Source organism: Psychrobacter sp. UBA3068 (assembly GCF_002366815.1).
GTDB lineage: Bacteria > Pseudomonadota > Gammaproteobacteria > Pseudomonadales > Moraxellaceae > Psychrobacter > Psychrobacter namhaensis.
The window spans coordinates 1-24,757 of the sequence record NZ_DFBY01000036.1; the positions used below are offsets into that span (position 1 = coordinate 1).

19 protein-coding genes and 1 other RNA gene are annotated in these 24,757 nt (G+C 45.4%); 10 read left to right on the top strand and 10 right to left on the bottom strand.

Annotated elements, in window-relative coordinates:
- Positions 1-57: 57 nt before the first annotated feature.
- Positions 58-1,761 (bottom strand): ATPase, encoded by a 1,704-nt coding sequence (locus tag B2P60_RS08760; protein WP_286740803.1) that lies wholly within the window; start codon positions 1,759-1,761, stop codon positions 58-60.
- A 243-nt stretch (positions 1,762-2,004) separates the two neighbouring features.
- Here B2P60_RS08760 and B2P60_RS08765 point away from each other — a divergent pair, with 243 nt between their 5' ends.
- The 5 genes from B2P60_RS08765 (at position 2,005) to B2P60_RS08785 (ending at position 7,984) form a co-directional block, all read left to right on the top strand.
- Positions 2,005-2,718, top strand: coding sequence for an FFLEELY motif protein (locus tag B2P60_RS08765; protein ID WP_286740804.1), 714 nt, complete (start codon positions 2,005-2,007; stop codon positions 2,716-2,718).
- 337 nt (positions 2,719-3,055) lie between these two features.
- Positions 3,056-3,937, top strand: coding sequence for a bifunctional demethylmenaquinone methyltransferase/2-methoxy-6-polyprenyl-1,4-benzoquinol methylase UbiE (ubiE, locus tag B2P60_RS08770; RefSeq protein ID WP_193006562.1), 882 nt, complete (start codon positions 3,056-3,058; stop codon positions 3,935-3,937).
- A gap of 112 nt (positions 3,938-4,049) precedes the next feature.
- Positions 4,050-4,745 (top strand): ubiquinone biosynthesis accessory factor UbiJ, encoded by a 696-nt coding sequence (locus B2P60_RS08775; RefSeq protein ID WP_286740807.1) that lies wholly within the window; start codon positions 4,050-4,052, stop codon positions 4,743-4,745.
- Positions 4,746-4,826: 81 nt separating this feature from the next.
- Positions 4,827-6,485 carry an ABC1 kinase family protein gene (locus tag B2P60_RS08780; RefSeq protein ID WP_286740809.1) on the top strand — a complete coding sequence of 553 codons (1,659 nt, stop codon included), beginning with the start codon at positions 4,827-4,829 and terminating at the stop codon, positions 6,483-6,485.
- Positions 6,486-6,553: 68 nt separating this feature from the next.
- A complete protein-coding gene (locus tag B2P60_RS08785) occupies positions 6,554-7,984 on the top strand; it encodes an FAD-binding oxidoreductase (RefSeq protein ID WP_193006549.1) in 1,431 nt (476 codons plus the stop codon).
- 115 nt (positions 7,985-8,099) lie between these two features.
- On the opposite strand, the gene ruvB is transcribed toward B2P60_RS08785, so the two are convergent.
- From ruvB to B2P60_RS08810, 5 genes are all read right to left on the bottom strand, one after another.
- Positions 8,100-9,080, bottom strand: a complete 981-nt coding sequence (gene ruvB / locus B2P60_RS08790) for a Holliday junction branch migration DNA helicase RuvB (RefSeq protein ID WP_286740831.1) — start codon at positions 9,078-9,080, stop codon at positions 8,100-8,102.
- Positions 9,081-9,257: 177 nt separating this feature from the next.
- Positions 9,258-9,878, bottom strand: a complete 621-nt coding sequence (gene ruvA / locus B2P60_RS08795; RefSeq protein WP_198334304.1) for a Holliday junction branch migration protein RuvA — start codon at positions 9,876-9,878, stop codon at positions 9,258-9,260.
- A gap of 84 nt (positions 9,879-9,962) precedes the next feature.
- Positions 9,963-11,000: a class II fructose-bisphosphate aldolase gene (gene fba / locus B2P60_RS08800; RefSeq protein ID WP_198334303.1), complete on the bottom strand. Its 1,038-nt coding sequence runs from the start codon at positions 10,998-11,000 to the stop codon at positions 9,963-9,965.
- 379 nt (positions 11,001-11,379) lie between these two features.
- On the bottom strand, positions 11,380-11,766 hold the full coding sequence (locus B2P60_RS08805) for a hypothetical protein (protein ID WP_193006552.1): 387 nt from the start codon (positions 11,764-11,766) through the stop codon (positions 11,380-11,382).
- A gap of 252 nt (positions 11,767-12,018) precedes the next feature.
- Positions 12,019-13,221, bottom strand: a complete 1,203-nt coding sequence (locus B2P60_RS08810) for a phosphoglycerate kinase (RefSeq protein WP_230708624.1) — start codon at positions 13,219-13,221, stop codon at positions 12,019-12,021.
- A gap of 470 nt (positions 13,222-13,691) precedes the next feature.
- Here B2P60_RS08810 and B2P60_RS08815 point away from each other — a divergent pair, with 470 nt between their 5' ends.
- Positions 13,692-14,021, top strand: a complete 330-nt coding sequence (locus B2P60_RS08815; protein WP_286740817.1) for a TraR/DksA family transcriptional regulator — start codon at positions 13,692-13,694, stop codon at positions 14,019-14,021.
- Between the two features lie 25 nt (positions 14,022-14,046).
- Here B2P60_RS08815 and B2P60_RS08820 read toward each other — a convergent pair whose 3' ends face one another.
- Both B2P60_RS08820 and B2P60_RS08825 read right to left on the bottom strand, forming a co-directional pair.
- Complete coding sequence (locus B2P60_RS08820; protein ID WP_286740818.1) at positions 14,047-14,715, bottom strand: thiamine phosphate synthase; 669 nt, start codon at positions 14,713-14,715, stop codon at positions 14,047-14,049.
- Positions 14,716-14,892: 177 nt separating this feature from the next.
- Positions 14,893-15,981: a serine hydrolase gene (locus tag B2P60_RS08825; protein WP_198334299.1), complete on the bottom strand. Its 1,089-nt coding sequence runs from the start codon at positions 15,979-15,981 to the stop codon at positions 14,893-14,895.
- A gap of 413 nt (positions 15,982-16,394) precedes the next feature.
- Between B2P60_RS08825 and B2P60_RS08830 the strand changes: the two genes are divergently transcribed.
- The 3 genes from B2P60_RS08830 to B2P60_RS08840 all read left to right on the top strand — a co-directional run bounded on the left by B2P60_RS08830 (position 16,395) and on the right by B2P60_RS08840 (position 20,660).
- Positions 16,395-17,030, top strand: a complete 636-nt coding sequence (locus B2P60_RS08830; RefSeq protein WP_193006557.1) for a response regulator — start codon at positions 16,395-16,397, stop codon at positions 17,028-17,030.
- A gap of 39 nt (positions 17,031-17,069) precedes the next feature.
- Positions 17,070-18,851: a sensor histidine kinase gene (locus tag B2P60_RS08835; protein WP_286740821.1), complete on the top strand. Its 1,782-nt coding sequence runs from the start codon at positions 17,070-17,072 to the stop codon at positions 18,849-18,851.
- Between the two features lie 90 nt (positions 18,852-18,941).
- Positions 18,942-20,660 carry a sigma-54-dependent transcriptional regulator gene (locus B2P60_RS08840; protein WP_286740822.1) on the top strand — a complete coding sequence of 573 codons (1,719 nt, stop codon included), beginning with the start codon at positions 18,942-18,944 and terminating at the stop codon, positions 20,658-20,660.
- Between the two features lie 48 nt (positions 20,661-20,708).
- Here B2P60_RS08840 and B2P60_RS08845 read toward each other — a convergent pair whose 3' ends face one another.
- Positions 20,709-22,109, bottom strand: coding sequence for a S41 family peptidase (locus B2P60_RS08845; RefSeq protein ID WP_286740824.1), 1,401 nt, complete (start codon positions 22,107-22,109; stop codon positions 20,709-20,711).
- 415 nt (positions 22,110-22,524) lie between these two features.
- Positions 22,525-24,183, bottom strand: coding sequence for a 2,3-bisphosphoglycerate-independent phosphoglycerate mutase (gene gpmI / locus B2P60_RS08850; protein ID WP_286740827.1), 1,659 nt, complete (start codon positions 24,181-24,183; stop codon positions 22,525-22,527).
- Between the two features lie 231 nt (positions 24,184-24,414).
- Here gpmI and ssrS point away from each other — a divergent pair.
- A non-coding RNA gene (ssrS, locus tag B2P60_RS08855) (6S RNA) lies at positions 24,415-24,610 on the top strand.
- Positions 24,611-24,757: the final 147 nt, after the last annotated feature.

Sequence of the window (24,757 nt, forward strand, 5' to 3'; positions counted from 1 at the left end):
TTATTTCAAGTTGAGAGTGGGGTAAATCACTACAAGCATTTACTCATCCATAGTGCGTTAGCTTTCATGCGCTGCAGATAGTTGCTTAATCGCATGGTCTAAAACCTCTAAACGTGCCTGACGTTTTTCATTGGTTGCTATGACGCACCAAGGGGCATTTTTTGTATCGGTACGTGCCAGCATGTCAGCTGCTGACTGCACATAGTCTGACCACTTATCACGATTACGCCAATCATCATCCGTTAACTTAAATTGCTTATGCGGTGTGTTTTGGCGCGCTTTAAAACGTTTAAGTTGTTCTTTTTTGTCGATGGCCAGCCAATATTTAATGACTATTGTACCAGCTTTGGTTAAGTCCGCCTCAAAACGATTGATTTCATCATACGCTCGCTGCCACTCCTCACTACTTGCAAAGCTTTCGATACGCTCAACCAACACGCGCCCATACCAAGTACGATCAAAGATGGCGATGCGACTGATGCGATCTGTCTGCTCATCGGGCAATCTTGTCCAAAATCGCCACAGATAAGGATGCTGTGCTTCATATAGCATCGGTGCCCCGATATTATAAACTTGATATTCTCGTGGGTCGAGCGGCGCCACCAATCTTTTGATTGCCCCGCCTTTGCCAGCCGCATCCATCCCCTCAAAGGCAAAAACGATGTGACGACCATTGCGCGCGCGCAGTAACTCAGCGAGACGAGCCTGCTTTTCTGCCAATGCGGTACGATAGTCAGCTTTATCTACTTTGGTCTCATCGATGTCTTTTAAGCGATCAGGTATTTTTACAGGTTCAAATTTTTCTGGTGCAGGTGGTGGCTCAGCTTGCCATCCAGCATCTGCTGTCTTAGATAGAGCTTCTTTACTAGACGCAGTTTGATTTTCCGTTGTATTAGCGCTTGTTTTGCTACTTACTAGCGCAGTTTGCATCGCATGCAGTGCTTCATGACAGAAATGATCGGCAGCTTGCGACTTATCCTCCCCATCTATAACAATCCAGTCATCCTGTTGTCGCAGCAGAATCGTGGCCACTTCATTAAATTGTTCGACAACTTTTTTACTGTGCCAATCCACTTGATACAAAAACTGTGGGTCAGCCTCAGCGTCATTTAGCCGATTTTGTAAGGTATCAACATCGACATGAAACCAACATTTTAACACTCTGGTATGATTGGCTATAAGGTCATCTTCAAACGCTTGTAGTTCAATGAGTTGCTGTTGTAAATAGTCTTGCCATGTCGTAGTGGGAAGACTATTTATGTTTTTATGACTTTTGTCTTTTGCGGGCTGATCTTCACTTTCGCTGTCTGACATTGCCATACGCATGACGTTATAGAGCAAGTCAGCATACCAGTTACCAAAATACACCGTTACATCACCGTGCCGCGGCATCACTTTGGTATGGACTTGCCAAATAGGCTGATAGTTTAAGGGACAATAGCCAATGGTCGCCTCAACTTTTAAAAGCCGTGGATCTACCCACTGCCGTAGTTGTTTGACGGCTGTCCCCTTACCCGCCTGCTCCATGCCGTTGACCAGCACCAGTAGTCCGGTGGGTTTATTGGTGGTGGCCGGTGTTTGTTGCCGCGTGGCGCGCAGAGCGTATTGGGCCGTGACCAGTGCCAATCTAAGCGAGTCTTTATCCATAGAAAACTGACTGAGAGGATTGGGGGTTAAGCGCTGTTTGATCACCTCATCGCTAAATTGTGCACTTACCGCTTGTGGTGCTACCGGTTCAGTCGTATGATTCTTTTTACTCATAACTGGACTCCTCTTATGATTGAAAACTCGTCAGCTCAATCATAGCATTCGGCTCATGCAGTAAATAACGCTGCTATGTAACAGTTTGCCATTTGTATTCTGCTTTATTTTCTTTTAAGGTGAACACAATTTTAGACACATGCTTTAATAGATACCATTCAGTATAAAAAAAACCTAACACTCAGTACTGCCCACCTTACTCTCGATCTCATCACGATCTTTACTTTTATAGAGGATTTTTTCATGTCTGCTCTAGCTGATTTACAACAACATTTAGTACGTTTTTGGGCGCTACCCCATCATCAAGACGCTGAATTAAACACCAAGCTCAATGAAGTACAAAAATGGCAGCAATCAAGACTTAAGCGTACTCATAGCGACCTGTTTGAACAACCCAAAAATCAACTCATGGCAGACTATTTCCTGACGCAATTATATGGTGGAGATGAGTTTAAATTACTGGCGCAGCAGCTAGAACGCATCCTTCCCAAGGCTAAAAAACTTGAGCGGCTTGCTAAAGAATCAGCGTTAGAAGCTGGTAGCATGGGCATCCAAGCGGCAATTTTAGCCATTGAGCTAGACTTACATTTGGCCCAGTGGTTGTCTGCTCAAGACTTACCTGTCAACGAAGACAACATGCTGGCCGCCTACCTCGCGGTCGATGAAGCAGATGAACGCCGCGTACAGATTGCCAACCTCAAAGAAGTCTGCTACCGCACTGACAAACATTTGAACTCCTTTATGCTTAAAAAAGCGTTTGCCTTGGCGAAGAGCACCGCCTACCGTTATAACTTCCAACCACTTTATGACTTCATTGATACCGGCTTTAAAGCCATGAAGCCTCTAAAAAGTGTGAGCAGTTTTATTGAGCCATTTTGTGGGCGTGAACTGATGATTATTGACCAAGTTCATGACAAGGATAATGGCGGTAAGCTAGTGGCGTTTGGTGTATCATAGGATCCATGAGGTGTTTGGCGCACGCTGACACCTTTCAAAAAGATAACCATAAAAAGACCGTCACAAAAACGAATAATAGGACAATGTTATGACCGATAACACAAATAATAACAACGCTGACCTAAGCCAAAACGCTACGAGCAACGGCCACTTACAAGATAAATTAGTACAAGACAGTATTGCTCACAACCAAAGCATTAGCGCGCAAGCCCAAGCCCGCCAAAGTCCAGCACCCCATACGGTGAGCGCCAAGGCCGCGACAAAAAACAGCCATGCTAATGATTTTACGCACGTCCAAGACCTACCAACTGGAACGCCACAAGGCCAACAAACCACTATGCCAAATAACACTGCCAGTCACAACGTCAATAGCAGCACCGATAATAACGCGGTGCAAGCTGACACACAGAGCACCAAACAAACGCGTTTCAATCAGCGTGATGACATCAACAATCCGCACACGCCTGATACTGATGGGAATGAAGAAACGCATTTTGGTTATAAAACGGTCAACAAGGCTGAGAAACAAGCACGGGTGGCTGATGTTTTTACTTCAGTCGCCAAAAAATATGACATCATGAATGACTTGATGTCTTTTGGTATTCATCGTCTGTGGAAGCGTTATGCCATCAGCTTATCAGGGGTGCGTTCGGGTCAACATGTACTCGATATCGCTGGCGGCACAGGTGATTTGGCCAAAGTCTTTAGCCGCGAAGTCGGTAGAAACGGTCACGTTGTACTGTCAGACATCAATGCTGCAATGCTAGAAGTCGGTCGTGAGCGTTTGATCAATGCAGGCTGTAATAACGTTGATTTTGTCTTAGCAAACGCTGAAACCTTAGCGCCCTTTGACGACGAAAGCTTTGATTTGATCACCATTAGCTTTGGTCTGCGCAATGTCACCGACAAAGACGCTGCCCTAAAAGCCATGTATCGCGTTCTCAAACCAGGCGGTCGTCTGTTGATTTTAGAATTCTCAAAACCTGTATTTGAGCCATTATCTAAAGCTTATGATTTATACTCTTTTACCGCATTACCGATTATGGGTAAGCTGATTGCCAATGACTCTGAGAGCTATCAGTACTTGGCTGAATCGATTCGCATGCACCCTGATCAGCAGACGCTAAAACAGATGATGCAACAGGCGGGTTTTGAAAACTGTGATTATCACAACCTAACGGCTGGTATCGTCGCTGTTCATCGTGGCTTTAAAGCTTAACGAAAAAAGTGTCACGATAGCCTATCGATGACGACACCAAATAATCGTAACCACTGATCCTATAAACGCTGCGCCTGTCTAAGGGCGCTCAATTAAAGATGCGAGAGCCTTTATGCTGACTGTCTTACTTTTGGCGGGTGCCGAAAAGCTGATTAACTTTGCTATTGCAAGTGATGAGATTACCAAAGCTGGGCTTGCACCGCTCGCTGGCAAAGTGCTACGACTCAATATGGGTGCGCCTGACATTAACTTGGATATCCTATTTACTGATGAGCGTCTGCGTTTTGAGCCTGTGACGATAGATAGTGTGTTTGAACCTAGTGGCCAGATGGATGAGCGTCAAAAAGCCAGTATGGAGCGCGCACGTATGGGTCACAGTCGCCCAGACTGTAGCATCACCGTCGACAATCCCGCCCAACTGCTCAACCTGATGCGCGGCACTGAAGGTAACTTACCTATCTCTGGTGATTACAAAGTATTGATGCAGCTTAAGCAGTTGGTGGCAGGGTTTGACCCCAATGTCGCAGGTCAGCTTGAGCCTTTTATTGGCAAACCGATGGCCAGCCAGTTGCACCTGCTCATATCGCAGCTTAAAGGTAGCTGGCGTCATAGCGCCAAACAAGCTTTTGATGATGTAAGTGATTGGGCCAATGATGTGGCAGGCAATAGCCTTACCGATCCGGCTGAGATGACAGAAGTCAATGACCTCAAGCAGCAATTGTTAAAGCTGCGTGCTGATGTCGAACGTGAAGAAGCCAGACTTGCTGCTATCAAAGATGAGCAAACGCAATTAAGCAATAATCGTTAAGCGCTGTCATCGGTTCATCGTGATCTATGCATAAGCGCAGCCTTGTCCAATTTTTGACTTTCTTTAGAGTACCTATACCTCATGCTATTATCTCATCGCGCCCGTTTACTTGAGCTTTGGCGTATCGCCGCAACCTATCGCATTGATACTCATTTTTCTGTTGAAGAAGCCCCGCAACTGCAACCTTTAGTACGGTTGATCCGTTTGCATCCCGCAGCTTGGGGCAAAAAGCACCAGCCAAATGCCATTAAATACGCGCTTGAAGACATGGGCACGCTGTTTTTAAAACTCGGCCAGCTGCTTTCTACTCGCCGTGATTTGGTACCACCTGAGATTATTGAGCAGCTGGTACAGCTACAAGACAAGGTCAAACCTTTTGACGCTGATACTGCTATCGCGCAAATCCAAGACCCTAAACACGGTCTCGGCCACTCTATTGACACGCTGTTTGCGCGTTTTGATGTCAAGCCGCTAGCCGCGGCGTCTATCGCCCAAGTACACACAGCCGCCCTGCATGATGGCCGTGAAGTAGTGGTAAAAGTAGTGCGTCCCAATATTCGCACCACCATCGTCGCTGACTTCGAGCTGTTACGAGAGCTTGCCAATTGGGCATCTGCACGTATTGAAGCAGCACGAGCCGTACATATTATCGATATTGTGGAAGACTATCGCCAAGTGATGTTAAATGAGCTAGATTTAACCCTTGAGGCAGACAACACCACGCAAATGCGCAATAACTTCTTAGGCTCTGCATTGATGTATGTGCCTGAAGTCTATGATGCCGCCAAAAATGTGATGATTATGGAACGCATTCAAGGCGTCCCTATCTCACAAGTGGAGGTGTTTGACAAGCTCGGCTACGATCGTGCCACACTGGCAAAAAAAGGCTTAACGATATTTTTTACGCAAGTGTTTCGCGACAACTTTTTTCATGCCGATATGCATCCGGGCAATGTCTTCGTCGAAACGCCGCCAGTCAAAGCGCTCAATGCAGATACGCCAGCGGTTGACTTAGGGCACGAACCACGCTATATCGGTCTTGACTGCGCCATCATGGGTACTTTATCAAAAGACGATCAACTTATCGTCGCCCGTATGCTACTGGCCGTGATGAATAATAACTTCACTGCGATGGTTGATATTGTGAGTCGTGCCGGCTGGATACCACCCAATACTGACAAACATGCCTTGATGCGCGATATGAAGCGCACTGTCGGTCCAATGCTGCAAAAATCTATTAATGATATCGATTTTGCCGGTGTGTTGATGCAAATCTTAGACATCGCCCGTCGCCATCATATGAGTATTCCTCCGCAGCTCATGCTATTGCTTAAGACCTTAGTGCACGTTGAAGGCCTCGGACGCGACTTATATCCTGATCTCGATATCTGGTCACTTGCCAAACCCATTTTAAGCAGTTGGATCAAAGAACAACTGGACCCGATGCGTAATTTGCAGCAGTTACGCCAGCAGTTACCAGAGATTTTATTATCCACCACTGATATCCCAAAACTACTAGACCAAGGGTTACAAAGTCTGGCCATGCAAGGTTCAAGGCAAGACAGTCAGTTGCGAGAAATACAGCAAATACGAGCTGATCTGCTCAATGATCGACGCCGTGATTGGATAGCGCTTGCAGGATTTGCGGTGTTTATTGCCATTGCGACACAAGTCGGCTGGCTTGCCCCTATCTTCTATCTATTGGCTGTTATCGTTGTTGTTTGGCGTATCTTGGCGTAGCCCCTGATACATGTCATAGCCATAGTGTTTGCTCATTTAAGCACACCTCTTATATGTAGGAGTTAACCATGTCATCTCTGCCTGTTTCACCCCTTAGTGACACCGTGAAGCCAGACTACAGTGCTGCTATTACTGCTCTAAAATCTCGTTTTGGCAAACAGTTAAGTACTAACACAACGGTACGCGAGCAGCATGGCCACACCATGACTTGGCTCGCTAACCAGCCACCTGATGCTGTGTTAACCGTACAAGACAAACACCAAGTCGCCACTGCTGTAGAGATTTGCAATCAGTATCAAATGCCCGTGATTGCCTTCGGTATTGGCTCCTCTTTGGAAGGACAATTAAACGCACCTTACGGCGGACTGTGTATCGACATGCATGCCATGGATGCGATTTTGCAAGTCAATAATGAAGACCTGACAGTGACCGTGCAACCTGGGGTGACACGGGAGCAGTTAAATCATTACTTGCGTGACACAGGGTTGTTTTTTCCGATAGATCCAGGCGCTAATGCAAGTATCGGCGGCATGGTTGCTACCCGCGCATCAGGGACCAATGCCGTACGCTATGGCACCATGAAAGACGTGGTACTGGCACTTGAGGTTGTCACTGCCAGTGGCGAGATAGTTCGAACAGGCACACGAGCCAAAAAATCGGCGGCGGGTTATGACTTAACACGGCTAATGATAGGCTCAGAAGGAACACTGGGTATTGTCACAGAAGTAACGCTTAAACTGTTTGGTATCAGTGAATGTATGGGTAGCGGGATTTGTCATTTTCCAACCATTGAAGACGCTTGTCAGGCAGTGATGTTAACCATTCAAATGTGTCTGCCCATCGCCCGTATTGAGCTACTCGATGCCATGCAAATAAAAGCTTGTAATCAGTATGCCAATCTTGAATTAGCCGAAACGCCAACGTTATTTGTCGAATTTCACGGTACAGAAGTGAGCGTTCGTGAACAAGTGCATATCTTTACCGATATCATCGAAGAGTTTGGTGGTCACGACTTCGCTTGGGACACCAATGAAGCTGAGCGCAAACGTCTCTGGCAAGCACGGCATAACGCTTATCATGCCAGCGCTGCTCTGCGACCTGAAGCCAGCGCTTTATCAACCGATGCCTGCGTGCCTATCTCACGCTTGGCAGAATGCGTCAGTGAGACGGCCAAAGATATCGAAGTATCTGGCATGATTGGGCCTATCGTCGGCCACGTTGGTGACGGCAATTTTCATGTTCTCTTGTTGGTCGATACCAATAACCCTGAAGAAATAGCAACCGCTGACGGTATTATCAGCCGCCTAGCCAAGCGTGCTATAGAGATGGATGGCACCTGTACGGGTGAACACGGTATAGGGCAAGGCAAACAAAAATACATGCAGCAAGAGCATGGTAACGCTCTGGTGCTTATGCAGGCGATAAAATCAGCACTTGACCCTAATAATATTCTTAACCCAGGAAAAATATGGCCTGAGGCTTTGACTACTCCCCAATAACTCCACAACAATCAAATACGAAAGCCAACACTGAAACAAAAAAATGCGCCCAATTTTCATGTTCATGATTAAAATTGGGCGCATTTTTTAAGTTTGATACTATAATAAGTTGGTTCTATAACATCTGATCAATTGCCATTTGGGTCAGCACGCGTCCACGTGCGGTACGCAGTACATAGCCTTGTTGAATAAGATAAGGCTCAATCACGTCTTCAAGCGTGCCACGGTCTTCCGCCATTGCTGCGGCCACCGCTTCGACTCCAGCAGGACCCCCATCAAACCGCTCGTGCAGTATTTCAATGTAGCGTCTGTCTAAATGATCCAAACCGCGTCTATCGACTGCCAGCATATCTAACGCACTACCAGCAATCGCGCCATTGATACTACCGTCACCTTTGACTTCGGCATAATCACGCACACGGCGTAATAAGCGATTGGCAATCCTTGGGGTACCACGCGCACGGCGGGCAATCTCAACCGCGCCGTCCTCACTCATTGGCACGCGCATCAAGCGGGCAGCACGGCTCACAATCGTGGTCAGATCAGCAATATTATAAAATTCAAGCCGCTGTACGATACCAAAACGATCGCGTAACGGTGAGGTCAGCAGCCCTGCTCTGGTGGTTGCCGCCACCAATGTAAAGGGCGGCAAATCAAGCTTAATAGAACGCGCAGCCGGCCCTTCACCGATCATAATATCCAGCTGAAAATCCTCCATTGCCGGATAAAGTATCTCTTCAATAACCGAACTCAAACGATGTATTTCATCAATAAATAGGACGTCACCTGCTTCTAAGTTGGTCAGCATGGCGGCCAAATCACCTGGACGCTCAAGCACAGGGCCTGACGTTGACCGCAGGTTACCACCCATTTCACGAGCGATGATATTGGCGAGCGTCGTTTTACCTAAGCCTGGTGGACCAAATATTAGGGTGTGATCCAGCGCCTCATCTCGTCCTCTTGCGGCACCAATGAAAACTTCCATCTGCTCACGTACCACCGGCTGTCCAATATATTCAGCCAGTAATGCTGGACGAATACTGGCATCAGGCGCATCGTTTGCTCCTTCTAGCGGATTAATCAATCGATCTTGCATCATAGAACTTATCATTATATTAAAAAATTAGGTAACAAATAGCATAACCAAACGCTGCGCATAAGTCATGCAAAACATCACTCAGTGGGTACCAAAACGAAAATAAGCGACACTGAATGTCGCTTATCTGTTCAATACATTATGTGATCACTATCGTTGATAGCTAAGAAAAACGATTTAAAAACCAGACAGCTGCTGTAACGTGGCTTTTAATAAGCCTTGGGTGTCAGCAAACGTATCCCCTTTACTCTTAGCGGCTTTAATCGCTTGCTGCGCCTCTTTTTCTTTATAACCCAAACTCATCAAGGCGCCCTCGACTTCAGCGATGATACTGCCTTCGTGAGAAACCGTTGCCCTCTGCGGGGTCAACTCCAAAGCGCTGCTATCAACCTCGATGTTTTTAAGCTTGTCTTTTAGCTCAATAAGCAAACGCTGAGCTGTTTTTTTACCAATGCCTGGGATACGAGTCAACGCAGTTTCTGACTCTTGTTCAACATGCATCTTCAGCTCAGCACCTGACATCGCAGACAGCATCGCTAGCGCCATTTTTGCGCCCACGCCATTGATTTTGATTAACTGGCGAAAAACATCGCGCTCTTTGCGGTCGATAAAACCATATAGCAGCTGCGCATCTTCACGAACATGAAAATGCGTCCAAATACTGGCTTGCTCATTGAGATGCAATTGGCAAAATGACGGCAGTGGCAGCTCGATATCATAACCCACACCCGAGGTTGTCATGATACAGGCCGTGGGTGCCATTAAATACTGCACCTGTCCGGTAATCAATCCTATCATCACGTACTACCTCTTATAAGGGCTATTATAAAAATGAAATACACTGTCGTCACATGGGCCATGACCACCTTTTACCAGTGTAATTTACTGATAAAAATCCACCATACCTTCAAGACTGATTGGGCGAATCTTATGCGCTTGACCAGCAGAACCAAACGCCTCAAAACGATTGGTACAGATATCTGACATCGCGACCATAGAGGCTTTGAAGTATTTACGTGGATCAAACTCACTTGGGTTGTTAGCAAGGAATTCACGGATAGCGCCTGTTGAGGCTAGACGCAAATCAGTATCGATATTTACTTTACGTACCCCATGCTTGATCGCTTCAACGATCTGCTCAACCGGCACACCATAAGTTTCACCAATGTCACCGCCATTTTCATTGATGACTTTTAACCATTCTTGCGGTACGGATGACGAGCCATGCATCACAAGGTGGGTGTTAGGAATGCGCGCATGAATCTCTTTTACACGCTCAATCGACAAGATATCGCCTGTCGGTGGACGCGTGAACTTATAAGCGCCGTGGCTCGTACCAATAGCAATCGCTAACGCATCGACATTCGTATCTTTTACGAATTGCTCGGCTTCATCAGCACTGGTCAAGAGCTGCTCATGACCCAGTACACCTTCTGCACCAGAGCCATCTTCTTCGCCTGCCATGCCGGTTTCAAGGCTGCCCAAGCAACCAATCTCGCCTTCTACAGAAACGCCGCAAGCGTGTGCCATCTTAACCACTTCGCGAGTAACGCTAGCATTGTAATCATAATCCATTGGCGTTTTGCCATCTTCACCCAGCGAGCCGTCCATCATAACTGATGAAAAACCAAGCTGGATTGAGCGCTGGCAGATAGCGGGTGACATGCCATGATCTTGATGCATAACCACTGGAATATGCGGCCACTCTTCGATAGCAGCGATGATCAGATGACGTAAAAACGCCGACCCTGCATAATTACGTGCGCCAGCACTGGCTTGGACGATGACAGGTGAGTCACAAGCATCCGCCGCCATCATGATTGCACGCATCTGCTCTAAATTATTGACGTTAAAGGCAGGAACACCGTAGCTATGCTCAGCGGCGTGATCTAGAAGTTGACGTAACGATATTAAGGCCATAAAACGCTCTCTGATTAAATTTTGAATAGTATTTTAAAAACAGCTCTTACAGTAGAACTTTAGAGTAATTAACCCAAAACTTTTGCTTAATAACGGTTAAAGCCTTAGTAGTTAAAGCACCACCAGTCATTCACAGGATTCAGCGTTTTGGAGATAATTAATACGCCGTGATTATAGCAAAAAATGCGCCGTCTTCGTAGCAGTTGCCTGACTATTTGTTACTCTAACTAAAGAAAGATAGACAACGCAAAAAGCCTTGGTGGTCACCAAGGCTTTTCTAGTATTTTGAGGGCTTATAAAACAACGAATCATTTTAGCGACCGAACTTATGAGTCATCTATCAATCGACAACGACTCCATAAATCAGTAATGAAACGGCTTAGTACTGTTGTTCTGCATCAACAGCGAGGTCATTTGCACCATCAGCGACAGCGTTAGCGCCATCAGCAACAGCTGAAGCTGTACCTTCGACCGCTTCATTGGTACCTTCGGCGATAGCATCACCAGTGTTTTCTAGAGCATTTGTTGCAGCCTCGCCCGCTGTTTCAGCGCCTTCTGCAACTTCAGTGCCAGCATTTTGTGCCGCCACTTCAGCTTCAGCAGCCGCTTCTTCAGTTTCGGCAGCAGCAGCTTCTGTGTTAGCAGCGGCATCATCGCCTGCAGATTCAACAGCAGCTTCAGTTTGCTCTTCTGTTTGTTGGCTACACGCAGTAACTGCAAAAGTACCAGCAAGTAAGCTAGCAAGTAACAAATGACGTTTTAACATAATAAACCTCTCGTAAATAAAACATGTCAAAATACATGGTTGCGCTATTTTATAGAGTGCAAATAAGACATGCAATAACAATGTTCAGTATAGAAACAAATAATTACCAGTTAATAATAATCAATGACCAATCCCTCTCAAATCAACGTCTGTGGGTGTCTGAGCGCAAACGGGTCATTGCCTTATTTTTATAGCCTAACCCAAATACGTCTATTTGGTTGTACCGCTAATGTTACTAAACTCGTTAAATGCTTAAACGTCAGTTTGTAGCGCTGCGACCGCTGGTAGCACCTTACCTTCTACAAACTCCAAAAACGCGCCGCCACCTGTTGACATGTAACTAACACCGCCTGCAACTTGGTATTTATCAATGGCAGCTAAGGTATCACCGCCACCAGCGATCGAAAAACCTTCGCTATTTTTTACAGCATCAGCCAGTATTTGCGTACCACTGCCAAAAGCGTCTACTTCGAAAACGCCTACTGGCCCATTCCACAAGATGGTTTTGGCTTTGCTAATGGCATCTGCAAGCTGCTTTGCGCTTTTTGGGGCGATGTCTAATATCATGTCATTATCGCCGATCGCATCCACAGACTTAATGGTGGCAGTGGCTTGCTGTAGTGAGCCAATAAAGTCATCAAAATTGATGTCATTTTTGTCTGCAACGACGACCTGCTCAGGCAATAAAATCTCAGTTTTATCCATAATCTCACGGGCCGTATCAACCAAATCTGCTTCATATAGCGAGGCGCCAACACTATGACCTTGCGCCGCTAAGAAAGTATTGGCAATGCCGCCCCCAACGATAATCTGTGAGCACACTTCTGCCAAGCTGTGTAGCACTTCTAACTTCGTCGATACTTTCGATCCACCAACAATGGCTAACATGGGCTGGGCTGGGGTTTCAAGCGCGAGACTTAGCGCGTCCAATTCAGCGGCCAACAACGGGCCTGCACATACGGTCTTATCTGCCTGACGCATCGCTTGCGTGACGCCTTCAGTGGATGCTTGGGCACGATGGGCGGTACCAAAAGCGTCCATGACGAACACATCGCATAAATCTGCATATTTTTTTGCCAAAGTGGCATCGTTTTTCTTTTCACCTTCATTGAAGCGCACATTTTCTAACAGGACAACCTCACCCGCTTTGATAGACACACCTTGAGTCAAATAGTCACGATTAAGACTGACGGAGGTAGATAGCTTATCCGTCAAATAATCAGCCACTGGTGCCAACGAGTATACTGCTTCAGGGTTACCTTCGGTAGGACGCCCTAAGTGTGAGCAGACGATAACGGCAGCCCCTTTTTCTAGTGCCAATTTGATGGTTGGCAGACTGGCTTGTAAGCGCGCATCACTTGTGACTTTACCGTTTTTGATAGGTACGTTGAGATCCTCACGAATCAGTACTACTTTATCCGTTAAGTTCAGCTCACTCATACGCAAAAAATTCATTTACCTGCTCCTATACATCAATCTGTTGGTTAATCTGTCTGTTAAAAAACTAAAGTTGCTGTCATTAAAGTTGCTATCATTACTGAAGCATTTTTATACAAAGGTATCTATAAAAGAGTGTGACCACTGACTTGCTGTCACATGAGCCGTGTCGAATGCTCTTACTGGTTTTTACGTTTGGCCAACTTGCTTTTTTACTGATTGAGGTCTTTTAACCATTGGCTTTAACAAGCAAGATTTAGCGGCGGTGTATTCTACCAGTTTTCTGGCCGCCGCTCATAACGAACCTGCCATAAATTTAACGAGAATGGGATTGTGACCCTCAAAATTTAAGAGCAGGCTGCAAACCAACACGTTTATGATTGACTCAAAGCCCACATAAACATCAGTAACATTTCGTGGTGGTACTTACCCGTTAGGCGATTTATGATAGCGGAGTAAACAATAAAAATAACCCTTAGGAGAATACAATGAGTATTGATCTAGAGAGCGCTAAACAGAATCTATTAAAATTAAAAGAAGAGTACGAAACGCGCATCGACAAAATCGAAGAACACATTCAAAATCCCCAAGATGATCTCAATGAACACTGGGAAGACCAAGCCATCTCTTATCGTCAAAACGACATGCGCAAAAACCTCATGGCCGAAGCGCGTCAAAGCTTAATCTACGTCGAAAACGCCTTGAGCCGTATTGAAAATAGTACGTATGGTGAATGTGAGGTGTGCGGTGAGCAGATCGAAGAGCAACGCCTAGAAGCCTTGCCTTATGCTACCTTATGTATGGAACACGCTGCGTAATTGCTCATTGTTTTAAGAGCGCCCACTATAAATCAGGTATTTTCCAGCGAGAAAATGCCTGCTGCCATTGCTGACAACGCTCTGCAACTTGTGCGACTGGCAAGTCCATAATATCTCCAACTACTGCCACATAACGAATGGGTAAACCTGCCAGCTCTGAGACATTCTCTGCGGTTAAACCGCCTATCACACAGATATCTATGTCTTGCTCACAGCCATCGATCAGCTGCTGACGAGCAATAGTGTCAGCATTTGGTTTGGTCGTAGAAGCAAAGATTGCACCCATTGCGGCGTAACTTGCGCCGGCGTCTCGCGCTTTTTTGACCAAACTTACCTGACCATGACACGTACGACCAATAATCTGATTTGGCGCTAACCGCTGCTTGGCCTCACTAATCGTGCCATCACCTTGACCAAGATGGACCCCAACGCCAAGCTTTGCCGCCAAACCAATGTCATCATTGATAACAACTGCCACGTCATGAGCTTTAGCCAAAGCCACGATCTTGGAGGCTTCTTCGTAAAGTTTTAACTCACCGTCAGGGCGCGCCAATGTCTGCTTACGACGAATTTGTAATAGCGCAATCAACCCGGTAGCCAGTGCTGCCTCTAACTTTTGATATAAAAGCCCAAACTCATCGTCATTGGTCAGTAAGTATAGCTGCGGCATAGAAAAATTCGATGCTTGAATCATGTCATGTACCCCTAGTCTCAAGACAATAAAAAGGCCGTTATAGGATATAACAGCCTTTTTTATCAATGCTTACTTTTTTATAAGTCTTTATTTATCAGACCTAGGTTTTATAAGTGCTTTGTTTATAATTGCTTTTTTTATAAGTACTTAGGCTTTATAAATACTTAGCCAGCAAGTTTACACTGTGCGGCGAGTCGCTAAACTGTTCAAAATGTTTTTAGCATCGCCCCAACGCGTGGCTGAGCTGTTTGCCCCTAAGATGACAATGATGGCTGGACGGTTATTGACGCGCGTTTCCATGACGACGCAACGGCCCGCTTCATTAATAAAACCTGTTTTTGAGATGCCAATTGGATAGTCACCAGCACGCACTAAGCTACTCGTGTTATTGGCTTTATACGTACGGTTGCCACTGGAGTAATTTGATACAAAAAAGTCATAGCTCTTCGTCGTAGAAAAACGACGAATCACGTCATAATTACCAGCCGCACGTACCATTTTTACAAGGTCATTTGATGAAGCAACATTGCGCTTATCAAGACCCGTGGGATCACCAAAGAAAGCCGTGGTCATGCCTAAGTCTTGAGCTTTGCGATTCATCGCCCGTATAAAGGCGCTATAACCACCTGGATAGTTACGCGCTAAGCTCTTGGCTGCTGGGTTCTCTGACTTCATTAACGCCATCAATAGCATTTCAGCTCGATTTAAACGATCGCCTGCTTTTAACCGTGAGCTTGCGCGCTTTGGACCGACAAAATCTTCTGGATCCAGCGTAATCTCTTCGCGCATATCAAGACCTGCATCTAATACCACCATGGCGGTCATTAATTTACTAATACTGGCCATCGGACGCGCAATATCAGCGTCTTTTTCATAAATAGATTCGCCCGTTTCCGCATCGATTACCGCCACACTACGCGAGTCCGTGCTGATCGGAATCATATCGCTACTACCAAATGCACCGCGATAAGTCGTATTATAGCGATTGCTACTATTGTAACTATTATTGCTACTACCGAAGCTATTGGTATTGGTGATACTGGTCGTACCATAGCCGCTATCGACTTGCTTAATAGTAGAGCCAGTCGACTTGTACATGATGTTGCGCGCTTCAGACAAGCTATCTGCCCCGCCCCAACTCACACGAGCACTAGAGCCACTATCAGTGCTACCATTAATAGTAAGTGCGGCTTGTGCAACACTGCCCAAACTCAATGAAATCATAGCAACGACTAATTGCTGTTTGGTTAATGGTAGGTGCTTCATTATGCCTCCTGCTTCCGTTATCACGCCATTTAGGGTTGTTTGGCGCCAAAAACGTACATAGCGTCTATGGATGTGTTTGTAAGTACTCGTATAGAGTTTTTGTATTTTTAGTGTATCATGGTTTGAATTTAAGTTTAATTTATCCAGCAGATTTAAGGTTTTATTTTGGCCTAATTCAAATTTTGCTACAACCACTTTATATTATAGAAACATCTATTCACATTTCAGCAATATAAGTTAACTTTAGATGGCTAATCATCTGTCTTTTGCTGTATTAGATAGAAATGTCTATATAATATCTTAGCCGTATTTTACGTTTTCAAACAATAAAAAATCAGCAGATGCCTTGGGTTTCCTTGTCGTTTAATATGAATAAAAAACCTTCATTCTGACAAATAGTAAAGAGTATCGTTATGATTAAAGTACTAGTAGTAGATGATCATGATTTGGTTCGAATGGGTATTAGTCGTATGTTGTCAGATAGCGCTGATATAGAAGTGGTCGGCGAAGCAGACAGTGGTGATATGGCTATTAAGATGGCCAAACAACTGCGTCCTGATGTGATTTTACTTGACGTCAACATGCCCAATATTGGTGGGCTTGAAGCAACCAAACGTTTAATCCAGCTTGATCTGGGTATCAAAATATTGGCCGTTAGCAGTATGTCAGCGCAGCCTTATCCTTCCATGCTCATAAAAGCGGGCGTCAATGGTTATATCACCAAGGGCACGCCACTTGACGAGATGATAAGAGCGGTCAAAAAAGTCTATCAAGGGAGTCGTTATTTTAGTCAAGATGTCGCTGAACAGTTGGCTGATGTTTTACTGTCAGATAATGCCAGCTCACCTTTTGACTTATTAAGTGATCGCGAAAAGCAGGTGGCAATGATGGTCGTCAACTGTCAAAGCCCGCAGCAAATAGCAGATCAGCTGTTTGTCAGTGTCAAAACCATCAATACCTATCGCTATCGTATTTACGAGAAAGTCGGGGTGGATAGTGATGTCAAATTGACACATCTGGCGATCCGTCATGGTCTGATTCAACCGTAACTATTTAGTTAGCCACCCTCCTTTTCTTACGGTCACTTTATGAAGTCTGCCACTCGCCTCGTCTCTGCCATTACTCATTATTTGCATCGCGATGATACGCTATCTCTATCACAACTACGCAGATTAGGGCTTATTTACAGCAGTTACCGCTTCATCGTTAGCCTGTTCTCTCTGCTGATGGTATATATCACGGCTCACGCTGATAATAGCCTTTCTCTACCAAGTTTCTTGCAACAAACTGCCCTTAGTTTTTATGTCCTGCTTAGCCTCATTTTACTGGGGTTGTTTTATGTCGTTAATCAACAGATGCGGCGGCAATTGGCTTTTGGACTGGCTTTAGATGTTATTATCCTAAGCCTATTGCTGTATACAGCGGGAGCGCCTGATTTACAACTGACCATGCTTTATATGGTGGTGGTCGCAGCGAGCTTTATGTTGCTCCATGGCTCTCAAGCGTTAGTTATCACGCTACTCGCTATCATTTTTGTCATTTATCAGCAATTTTTTTATGCCATTGCCAATAGTATGAACTTGGCCAATTTGGGTGATGCTTTGCTCATGTCAGCCAGTTTTTTAGCAGTGGGCGGTTTGAGCTGGTCTCTTTCTCAGCGTTTAGTCCAACTTGAAAAAGTAGCAGCGAAGAGCGCGAAAGAAGTCGAGCGCCTACATGTCATCAATCAAGAAGTCATTACGCAAATGGTCAATGGCGTCATTGTCATCGACAAACAGCAGATCGTCTTAGCAAACCTTGCAGCTCATCAATTACTCAGTATCGCACATAATCCATCAGTATCGTTGCCTCACGTCTCCTCTTTTGACACAAAAAATGCGCAGAACAACCACCGCAATGCACGTCTATTTAACTTTCAACAACAACTCAACAAACAACATGAGCAGCTGTTCAAAGCCTGCTTATCAGTAGCAGCTGGTCAGTCCCGCACCTTTACTTATGACTTGCCCGCAGGGACAAACGCCTCTGTGCTCGATAAACTACGGGTACAAATCATTCCGTTAAAAGATGACAGTAAATTACTAATACTAGAAGATTTACGCCGTGAACAAGCCAGTGCCCAACAGTTAAAACTGGCTTCTTTGGGACAATTAACAGCCAGTATTGCCCATGAAATTAGAAACCCTTTGGCTGCTATATCGCAAGCCAGCCAGCTGTTGATGGAGGAGGTTACAGAAAGTGAAGCAGACAGTCATGTAATGACGCACACCGCAAATAGTGATGCGACAGGTAATCATGAGCTTTATCAAATGATCTTTTCGCAAACAAAGCGCGTAAACCGTATCATTGAAGATGTTTTAAAACTGTCCCGCCAGCAAACAGCAAACCAGCAGTCGATTGTACTGACTGAATGGATGCCAATATTTTTAGAAAACTACTTTCAAGGACATGATGTTTTTTTACGACTAAAAACAAACCCAACCATCTCATTCGATACGCACCAATTGGAACAAGTTTTAATCAATTTAATCAATAATGGCTTACGTTATAGTAGCTACGCCCACCCTCATGCTTATGTGGAAATCGAAATTTATTGTGCTGATAACGATGTTATAATTGACATATTGGACAGTGGTACTGGCGTGCGCCTCGAGGATTTACCCCATTTATTTAATCCGTTTTTTACTACAGATCAAGCAGGTACAGGGTTAGGACTCTACTTATCACAAGCATTTTGTGAAGCCAATCAAGCGCGTTTGCTCTACATTCCAGAACATGAAAAAACCTGCTTTCGCTTGATAGCTCCTGCTGTTCACTCTGATAAGAATACAAATAATGTTGAAAATCATGCTAATAAAGGTGTTTTTTAAGTATTAAATCCGCTCTATATCGAGTACTTTGTCGTTAGGGCACAGTGGTCTTTTACTATTTTATAGCTAATGAATACGATGAGATAATGTATGACAACAACCGCGCTAGTCGTTGATGACGAAGTGGATTTGTGCCGATTAATGCAAATCACCTTGACCAAAATGGGCATCAAAAGTGATGTGGCTTATACATTGGCGCAGGCAAGATCGTTCTGGCACGAAAACAGTTACGATTTTTGCCTGACCGATTTAAAGCTACCTGATGGATCAGGACTGGAGTTGGTCAAAGAAATCAGCAATAGCTCTAGTACGCCTATAGCCGTTATCACTGCCTATGGCAGTATGGATCTGGCCATTGAAGCGCTAAAACTTGGGGCTTTTGACTTCGTTAATAAGCCACTTGAGCTACCACGCCTACGTCAGTTGGTAGAAAATGCCCTAAAAGTCATACAGCAAGACAACGTCGCGAAATCCACGCCAGAATGCTCACCTGAGCAAAAAATATTAGACAGTCGGCTGATCGGCGATTCAGCCGTGATGCTTCCTATCAAAAATACCATTCTAAAACTCGCCCGCTCTCAGGCGCCTGTGTTTTTATCTGGGGCTTCAGGTACAGGCAAGGAAGTCGTTGCCAGTCTGATTCACGATTTAAGCCCGCGCAGAGATGGGAGCTTTGTACCGGTGAACTGCGGAGCCATTCCCTCGGAGCTGATGGAGTCAGAATTTTTTGGTCACAAAAAAGGTAGCTTTACTGGTGCTGTCGCTGACAAGCAAGGACTGTTTCAGCAGGCCAATGGTGGGACGCTATTTTTGGACGAGGTGGCCGACTTACCTTTGGCAATGCAAGTCAAGCTCTTACGCGCTATCCAAGAAAAGACAGTGAGAGCCATTGGAGATACCAAAGAGACACCAGTCGATGTGCGTATCTTATCTGCAACCCATAAAAATCTGAACCAGTTGGTGCAGGATGGTACGTTTAGGCAGGATTTGTACTATCGTATCAATGTAATCGAACTGAAGCTGCCCACGCTTAATGCACGTCGAGACGACATTCCTGTTTTGGCCGAGCATTTTTTGTCAATGATCACTCACGAATGGCAGTTAGACACCCCGCCAGCATTGACGGTCTCCGCCCGCGAGCGCTTGCAACACCATAACTTTGCGGGCAATGTCCGTGAGCTGCGTAATGTGCTGGAGCGTGCAGTGACCTTAGCAGAAACGTCACTCATTGAGGTGAGCCATTTGGGCCTTCCCGATCTTGAAACAGACATAACCCATCAACTTGCCGGGTCCCAAGGCCAAAGTGAAGAGACCCACCTTAATAAGACGCAACGCTCTGATCCTAAAGCCGCCGACCTGATTGCTACTCAATCGACAGAAAACCAAGGAACAACCGTTCGGCCTACAAAGCGTGTAACAGGGATAAACCCTAAACCAGTAACGACTAACTTACACCCTTATCGCACGAATACTCAGCACTATCCTTCCATGATACAGCGGCCAACCAGTAGCCAAGTAGAAGCGCCAAATAACGCAACCGGGCACAGTGTTCAAGCGCCCACCACGCCTCACCTCACTCAGACAGAAGGGGAAGAAAAAGGCGTCCCAAGCAAAAAGGTTGACGATCAATTGCCCCTGCGCGGACTCGAGCATCACCTACAAGAACAAGAAAAACAGCTGATTATCACCGCGCTTAAAAAAACTGACTGGAACAAAACCCAAGCGGCCAAACTACTGGGAACGACTTTTCGCTCTTTACGCTATCGCATGAAAAAGTTGGAAATCGCTGAAGATCAGTCTGAAGAGTAAGTTAAAACATGTCACTTCATGACGTGTGGTTAAATGACGGCTACTTAGTCACAGTTTAGTCACGTTGTCTGCTATCGCCTGACTTTTTTCAACAGGTTTTCGGACAAAACGTACGCCCGACTCAAGCGCTCGCTTTTTTAGTAAGTCGAGCGCTTGCTGCTCCCATGTACTCTCACTGCCTTGTAACATCATATCAGGCGCTACCCCGATTCCATCTATTTTGCCACCTGAGGCGGTCAGGTAGTTGGCGACGGTTAGCTTGACGGCTTGCTCGTCATTCAACGGTATGACTGACTGTACAGACCCTTTGCCATAGCTGATCTCACCCACGATAGTGGCGCGCTTTTGTGCTTGTAAGCTGCTGGCCAAAACCTCTGCTGCTGATGCCGAATAACGATTTTGTAAGACCACTACTGGCAATGACTCGAGTAGCGCCTTGCCTTGAGTCGATAGCGTGCGTGATTTACTTTGCCGACTTTTTACTTGTACCACATCGGTATCGCTCATAAACAAACTGGCAACGCTCACCGCTGATGTCAGTACGCCGCCTGGATTATCACGCATGTCCAACAAGATACCTGAGACAGGGGCTTCTAGATTAATTAAGCTTTCCAGTAGTTTTTCCCGGCTGTTGTTTTGAAACGCAGGTAATTTGATCACGGCAATGCCATCCACTAGCGTTGCCTCAACGATTTGAGGATGGCTGTTGTTTCGCTGTAAAGTGGTGGTATGTTTACGGCGACCAGCCTTAGAAGTCACGATGTCCACTTGCGTGCCAGCAATCCCTGTCAAAAGTTGTTCAATATCATTGCTTTCTTTATCTTCATCTAGTTTAAACTCAGCCACTTGATGCAGATAGTCGCCAACCGCGATGCCTTTTTTGTCCGCAGGTGAGTCATTGATAACCTCTGTAATGACCCAATAGCCAGCTGCTGGCTGATAAGCGACCTTGATACCAATGTCCCCCACATCCCCTTCTGTAAAGGCACGCAGGTTGTCATACGCCTCAGCATCCAAAAATTCCGCATGACTGTCGAGCTTTGTGAGCATGCCACTCATTGCGTTGTTGAACAACTCTTCATCATTGACCGCATCCACGTATTCACGGCGGACCAAATCCACCACTGCGACAAATGTCTTGAGCGTCTCTGGTGAAATAGCATTTAATGACACTTGGCCGACCTCAGGGGGAATGGCGGTATCGATATCACCCGTTTCATCCGTTAAAGCGCTCTCATCTGCCACACTGTCTATCGAATCATCAGACGCATCTGCCGCATCTAACATATCAGCGATATCCGACAAGTTATCCATATCGTCTTTAACGGCTGTCTCATCAGCGTTTAGGCTAATCAGTTGTAGGCGTGCCGTGGGACTGGTCGTGTTGGCAGGTGATTCTGCTGCTTGGGCGTGCATGTTAGCAGCAGCCAACCCGAATAACCCTATCATTAATGCTCGCTTAGATCTTGATGAGCGAATAAAATAGTGAGGATGCATAAGAGAACTCATTTAATAGTAGAATACGTAAAATTGTTATTATCGATACGTTTATGAATATTACCTTATAAGATAGCATCAAGGGTATCAATATGAGTCCCCAAAGTCTGTTCGACTTTGTCAAACTGGTTTAGGCGACTAGATACGGCTCTTCCTTTGTTTTTTTGCTACTTAAGATGTTGGGTGTGCTATAAATGAAGCAAAAAACATCAAGTAAAAAACGTCGCAAAAAAGGGAAGGATAACCAGTACCCTTCCCTTTTTTATAATTTCTAGTAGCGTTCACAGCTAAGCGTTCACATATAGTCGTCGCATAATAATCACACAGTCATCGCGTAGCCATCGCAAAAAACACGAGCGTACTTGACCTACGATGCTGGTAACAACAGACTCTCACCTGTCATTTCAGAGGGGATTTCGACATCCATCAAGGTCAAAATAGTCGGTGCGACATCGCTCAGCTTACCACCACTCCGCACTTGTAACGCTTTTTCACCAATATAAATCAGTGGGACGTGTTCAGTAGTGTGCTGAGTATGAACCTGTCCACTTTCATAGTCTTGCATCTGCTCACAGTTACCATGATCTGCTGTAATAAGCATATCACCCCCCGCTGCACGTACTGCTGCCTCTACGCGACCAATACAAACGTCTAACGCCTCTACCGCTTGCACAGCAGCGTCAAATACACCGGTATGCCCGACCATGTCACCATTGGCGTAGTTCACGACCAGTACATCATACTTGCCCGACTCAATAGCCGCAACTAGCTTATCAGTCACTTCAGGTGCGCTCATTTCAGGCTGCAAATCATAAGTAGCAACGTCTGGCGATGGCACTAGAATACGTGTTTCACCTTTGTACTCTTCTTCACGGCCGCCACTAAAGAAAAACGTCACGTGGGCGTACTTTTCTGTTTCAGCGATACGCAGCTGGGTTTTACCCTGATCTTGCAAGTACTCGCCAAGCGTATTGGATAACGACGTTGGATAATAAGCGATGCTGGTTTTAGGATTATTAGCCAAAACGTCGGAATATTTCGTTAGCATCACAAAAGCGGCAAGTTTGGGCTGCTTATGGCGGGCAAACCCAGAAAATTCATGATCTGGTAATACGAAAGCTTGAGTCAGCTCACGGGCACGATCTGCACGAAAGTTCATAAAAATTAGAGCGTCATTATCATCAACGGTATATGGCACCTCATCACGACCAATCACTGTCGTAGGATTGATAAACTCATCAGTTTCGCGCGCTTTGTATGCTGCTTGTACCGCCCCATCAGCTCGGGTTGATAGACGATCCGCCTTTCCTTCAGTGATGAGCTCATACGCTTTTTGTACCCGATCCCAACGATTGTCACGATCCATCGCATAATAGCGTCCAATAATACTGGCAATCTGCACGTGTCCATTTTCATAATGCGCATTCAGCTTATTAATATGCGTGCGTAGGCGATTGATATATTTATCAGCAGATTTTGGCGGGGTGTCGCGACCATCTAAAAAGCAATGTACAAAGACGTTTTTGGCGCCGTGTACCAATGCTGAATGGCACATGGCTTCGATATGATCTTGATGTGAATGCACGCCACCATCTGATAGCAGCCCCATAATATGTACGTTGCCGCCAAGCTCGTTTGCCGCTTTTACAGCATTAACCAATGCGTCGTTTTTATAAAAATCACGATTAGCCAGCTCATTAGATATACGAGTTGAGTCTTGGTAAAGCACACGGCCCGCACCCAAGTTCATATGGCCCACTTCTGAATTACCAAACTGTCCATCAGGCAATCCAACGTCTTCTCCTGAAGCAGATATCAACCCATGCGCATACTGTTGGTAAATTTTATCCAGATTTGGCATATTAGCCGCTGCAATGGCATTATCCTTATCGTCTTCACGATGTCCAAAACCATCTAATATCATTAAGACATGCGGCACTTTTTTATTTTTCTCACTATCTTGCTTATTATTGAGATGGGCCTGACTATCATCGATAAACTCTGACTGTTGTTGGTTGTTGGACATGAATTCCCGCTCCTCAAGTGAATGAACGCCTATAATGCTGTGTTAGGATGTTGAAAGCTCTCTATATTAACACACATCTTGAAATAGCTGAAAAATTGACCTATTAAGCCATTAAACATTTGTTTCTTATAAACATATTTATTCACTGACAGTTAATCCTACTCACGGTTAAAGCCGCGTATCATTCTGTAAATCGTACTTGCAATCACCAACTTCATTGGTTAAGATATTTATATTCTGAAGTGTTGGCTAGTAGATGTTTATTCCCTGAGCCGATAATGCTTTACTAGGATGTGGTACCTATTACCTCATTGTGTATGCCTGCACCGCTTGCGGTGTATCAGGAAACCTGCCGAGGTAGTGACGCATCCGCCCTGAACTTCACGGTTCATGGGTCACCATCTTACGGCGGCACTTCGGTTGTTATATTCGGTTTGTAAATATACTCTCTATTATCAGTGTATTTACTACCACTAAAAAGCCCCTTTTGCTAATGGCAATGAACTGACCCCCATAAGTTGGACGCAACTTATGGGGTATTTTTATGCGTTACGATCTGGACTTTAAGATGAAA

Excerpts from the sequence above, each read along its gene's own strand:
- B2P60_RS08775 (WP_286740807.1), top strand. The coding sequence starts at position 4,050 with ATGCTGACTGTCTTACTTTTGGCGGGTGCCGAAAAGCTGATTAACTTT.
- B2P60_RS08765 (WP_286740804.1), top strand. The coding sequence starts at position 2,005 with ATGTCTGCTCTAGCTGATTTACAACAACATTTAGTACGTTTTTGGGCG.
- B2P60_RS08780 (WP_286740809.1), top strand. The coding sequence starts at position 4,827 with ATGCTATTATCTCATCGCGCCCGTTTACTTGAGCTTTGGCGTATCGCC.
- ruvB (WP_286740831.1), bottom strand. The coding sequence starts at position 9,080 with ATGCAAGATCGATTGATTAATCCGCTAGAAGGAGCAAACGATGCGCCT.
- B2P60_RS08845 (WP_286740824.1), bottom strand. The coding sequence starts at position 22,109 with ATGATAGGGTTATTCGGGTTGGCTGCTGCTAACATGCACGCCCAAGCA.
- B2P60_RS08840 (WP_286740822.1), top strand. The coding sequence starts at position 18,942 with ATGACAACAACCGCGCTAGTCGTTGATGACGAAGTGGATTTGTGCCGA.
- ubiE (WP_193006562.1), top strand. The coding sequence starts at position 3,056 with ATGCCAAATAACACTGCCAGTCACAACGTCAATAGCAGCACCGATAAT.
- B2P60_RS08760 (WP_286740803.1), bottom strand. The coding sequence starts at position 1,761 with ATGAGTAAAAAGAATCATACGACTGAACCGGTAGCACCACAAGCGGTA.
- B2P60_RS08820 (WP_286740818.1), bottom strand. The coding sequence starts at position 14,715 with ATGATTCAAGCATCGAATTTTTCTATGCCGCAGCTATACTTACTGACC.
- B2P60_RS08825 (WP_198334299.1), bottom strand. The coding sequence starts at position 15,981 with ATGAAGCACCTACCATTAACCAAACAGCAATTAGTCGTTGCTATGATT.
- B2P60_RS08835 (WP_286740821.1), top strand. The coding sequence starts at position 17,070 with ATGAAGTCTGCCACTCGCCTCGTCTCTGCCATTACTCATTATTTGCAT.
- B2P60_RS08815 (WP_286740817.1), top strand. The coding sequence starts at position 13,692 with ATGAGTATTGATCTAGAGAGCGCTAAACAGAATCTATTAAAATTAAAA.
- B2P60_RS08810 (WP_230708624.1), bottom strand. The coding sequence starts at position 13,221 with ATGAATTTTTTGCGTATGAGTGAGCTGAACTTAACGGATAAAGTAGTA.
- B2P60_RS08805 (WP_193006552.1), bottom strand. The coding sequence starts at position 11,766 with ATGTTAAAACGTCATTTGTTACTTGCTAGCTTACTTGCTGGTACTTTT.
- gpmI (WP_286740827.1), bottom strand. The coding sequence starts at position 24,183 with ATGTCCAACAACCAACAACAGTCAGAGTTTATCGATGATAGTCAGGCC.
- ruvA (WP_198334304.1), bottom strand. The coding sequence starts at position 9,878 with ATGATAGGATTGATTACCGGACAGGTGCAGTATTTAATGGCACCCACG.
- B2P60_RS08785 (WP_193006549.1), top strand. The coding sequence starts at position 6,554 with ATGTCATCTCTGCCTGTTTCACCCCTTAGTGACACCGTGAAGCCAGAC.
- fba (WP_198334303.1), bottom strand. The coding sequence starts at position 11,000 with ATGGCCTTAATATCGTTACGTCAACTTCTAGATCACGCCGCTGAGCAT.
- B2P60_RS08830 (WP_193006557.1), top strand. The coding sequence starts at position 16,395 with ATGATTAAAGTACTAGTAGTAGATGATCATGATTTGGTTCGAATGGGT.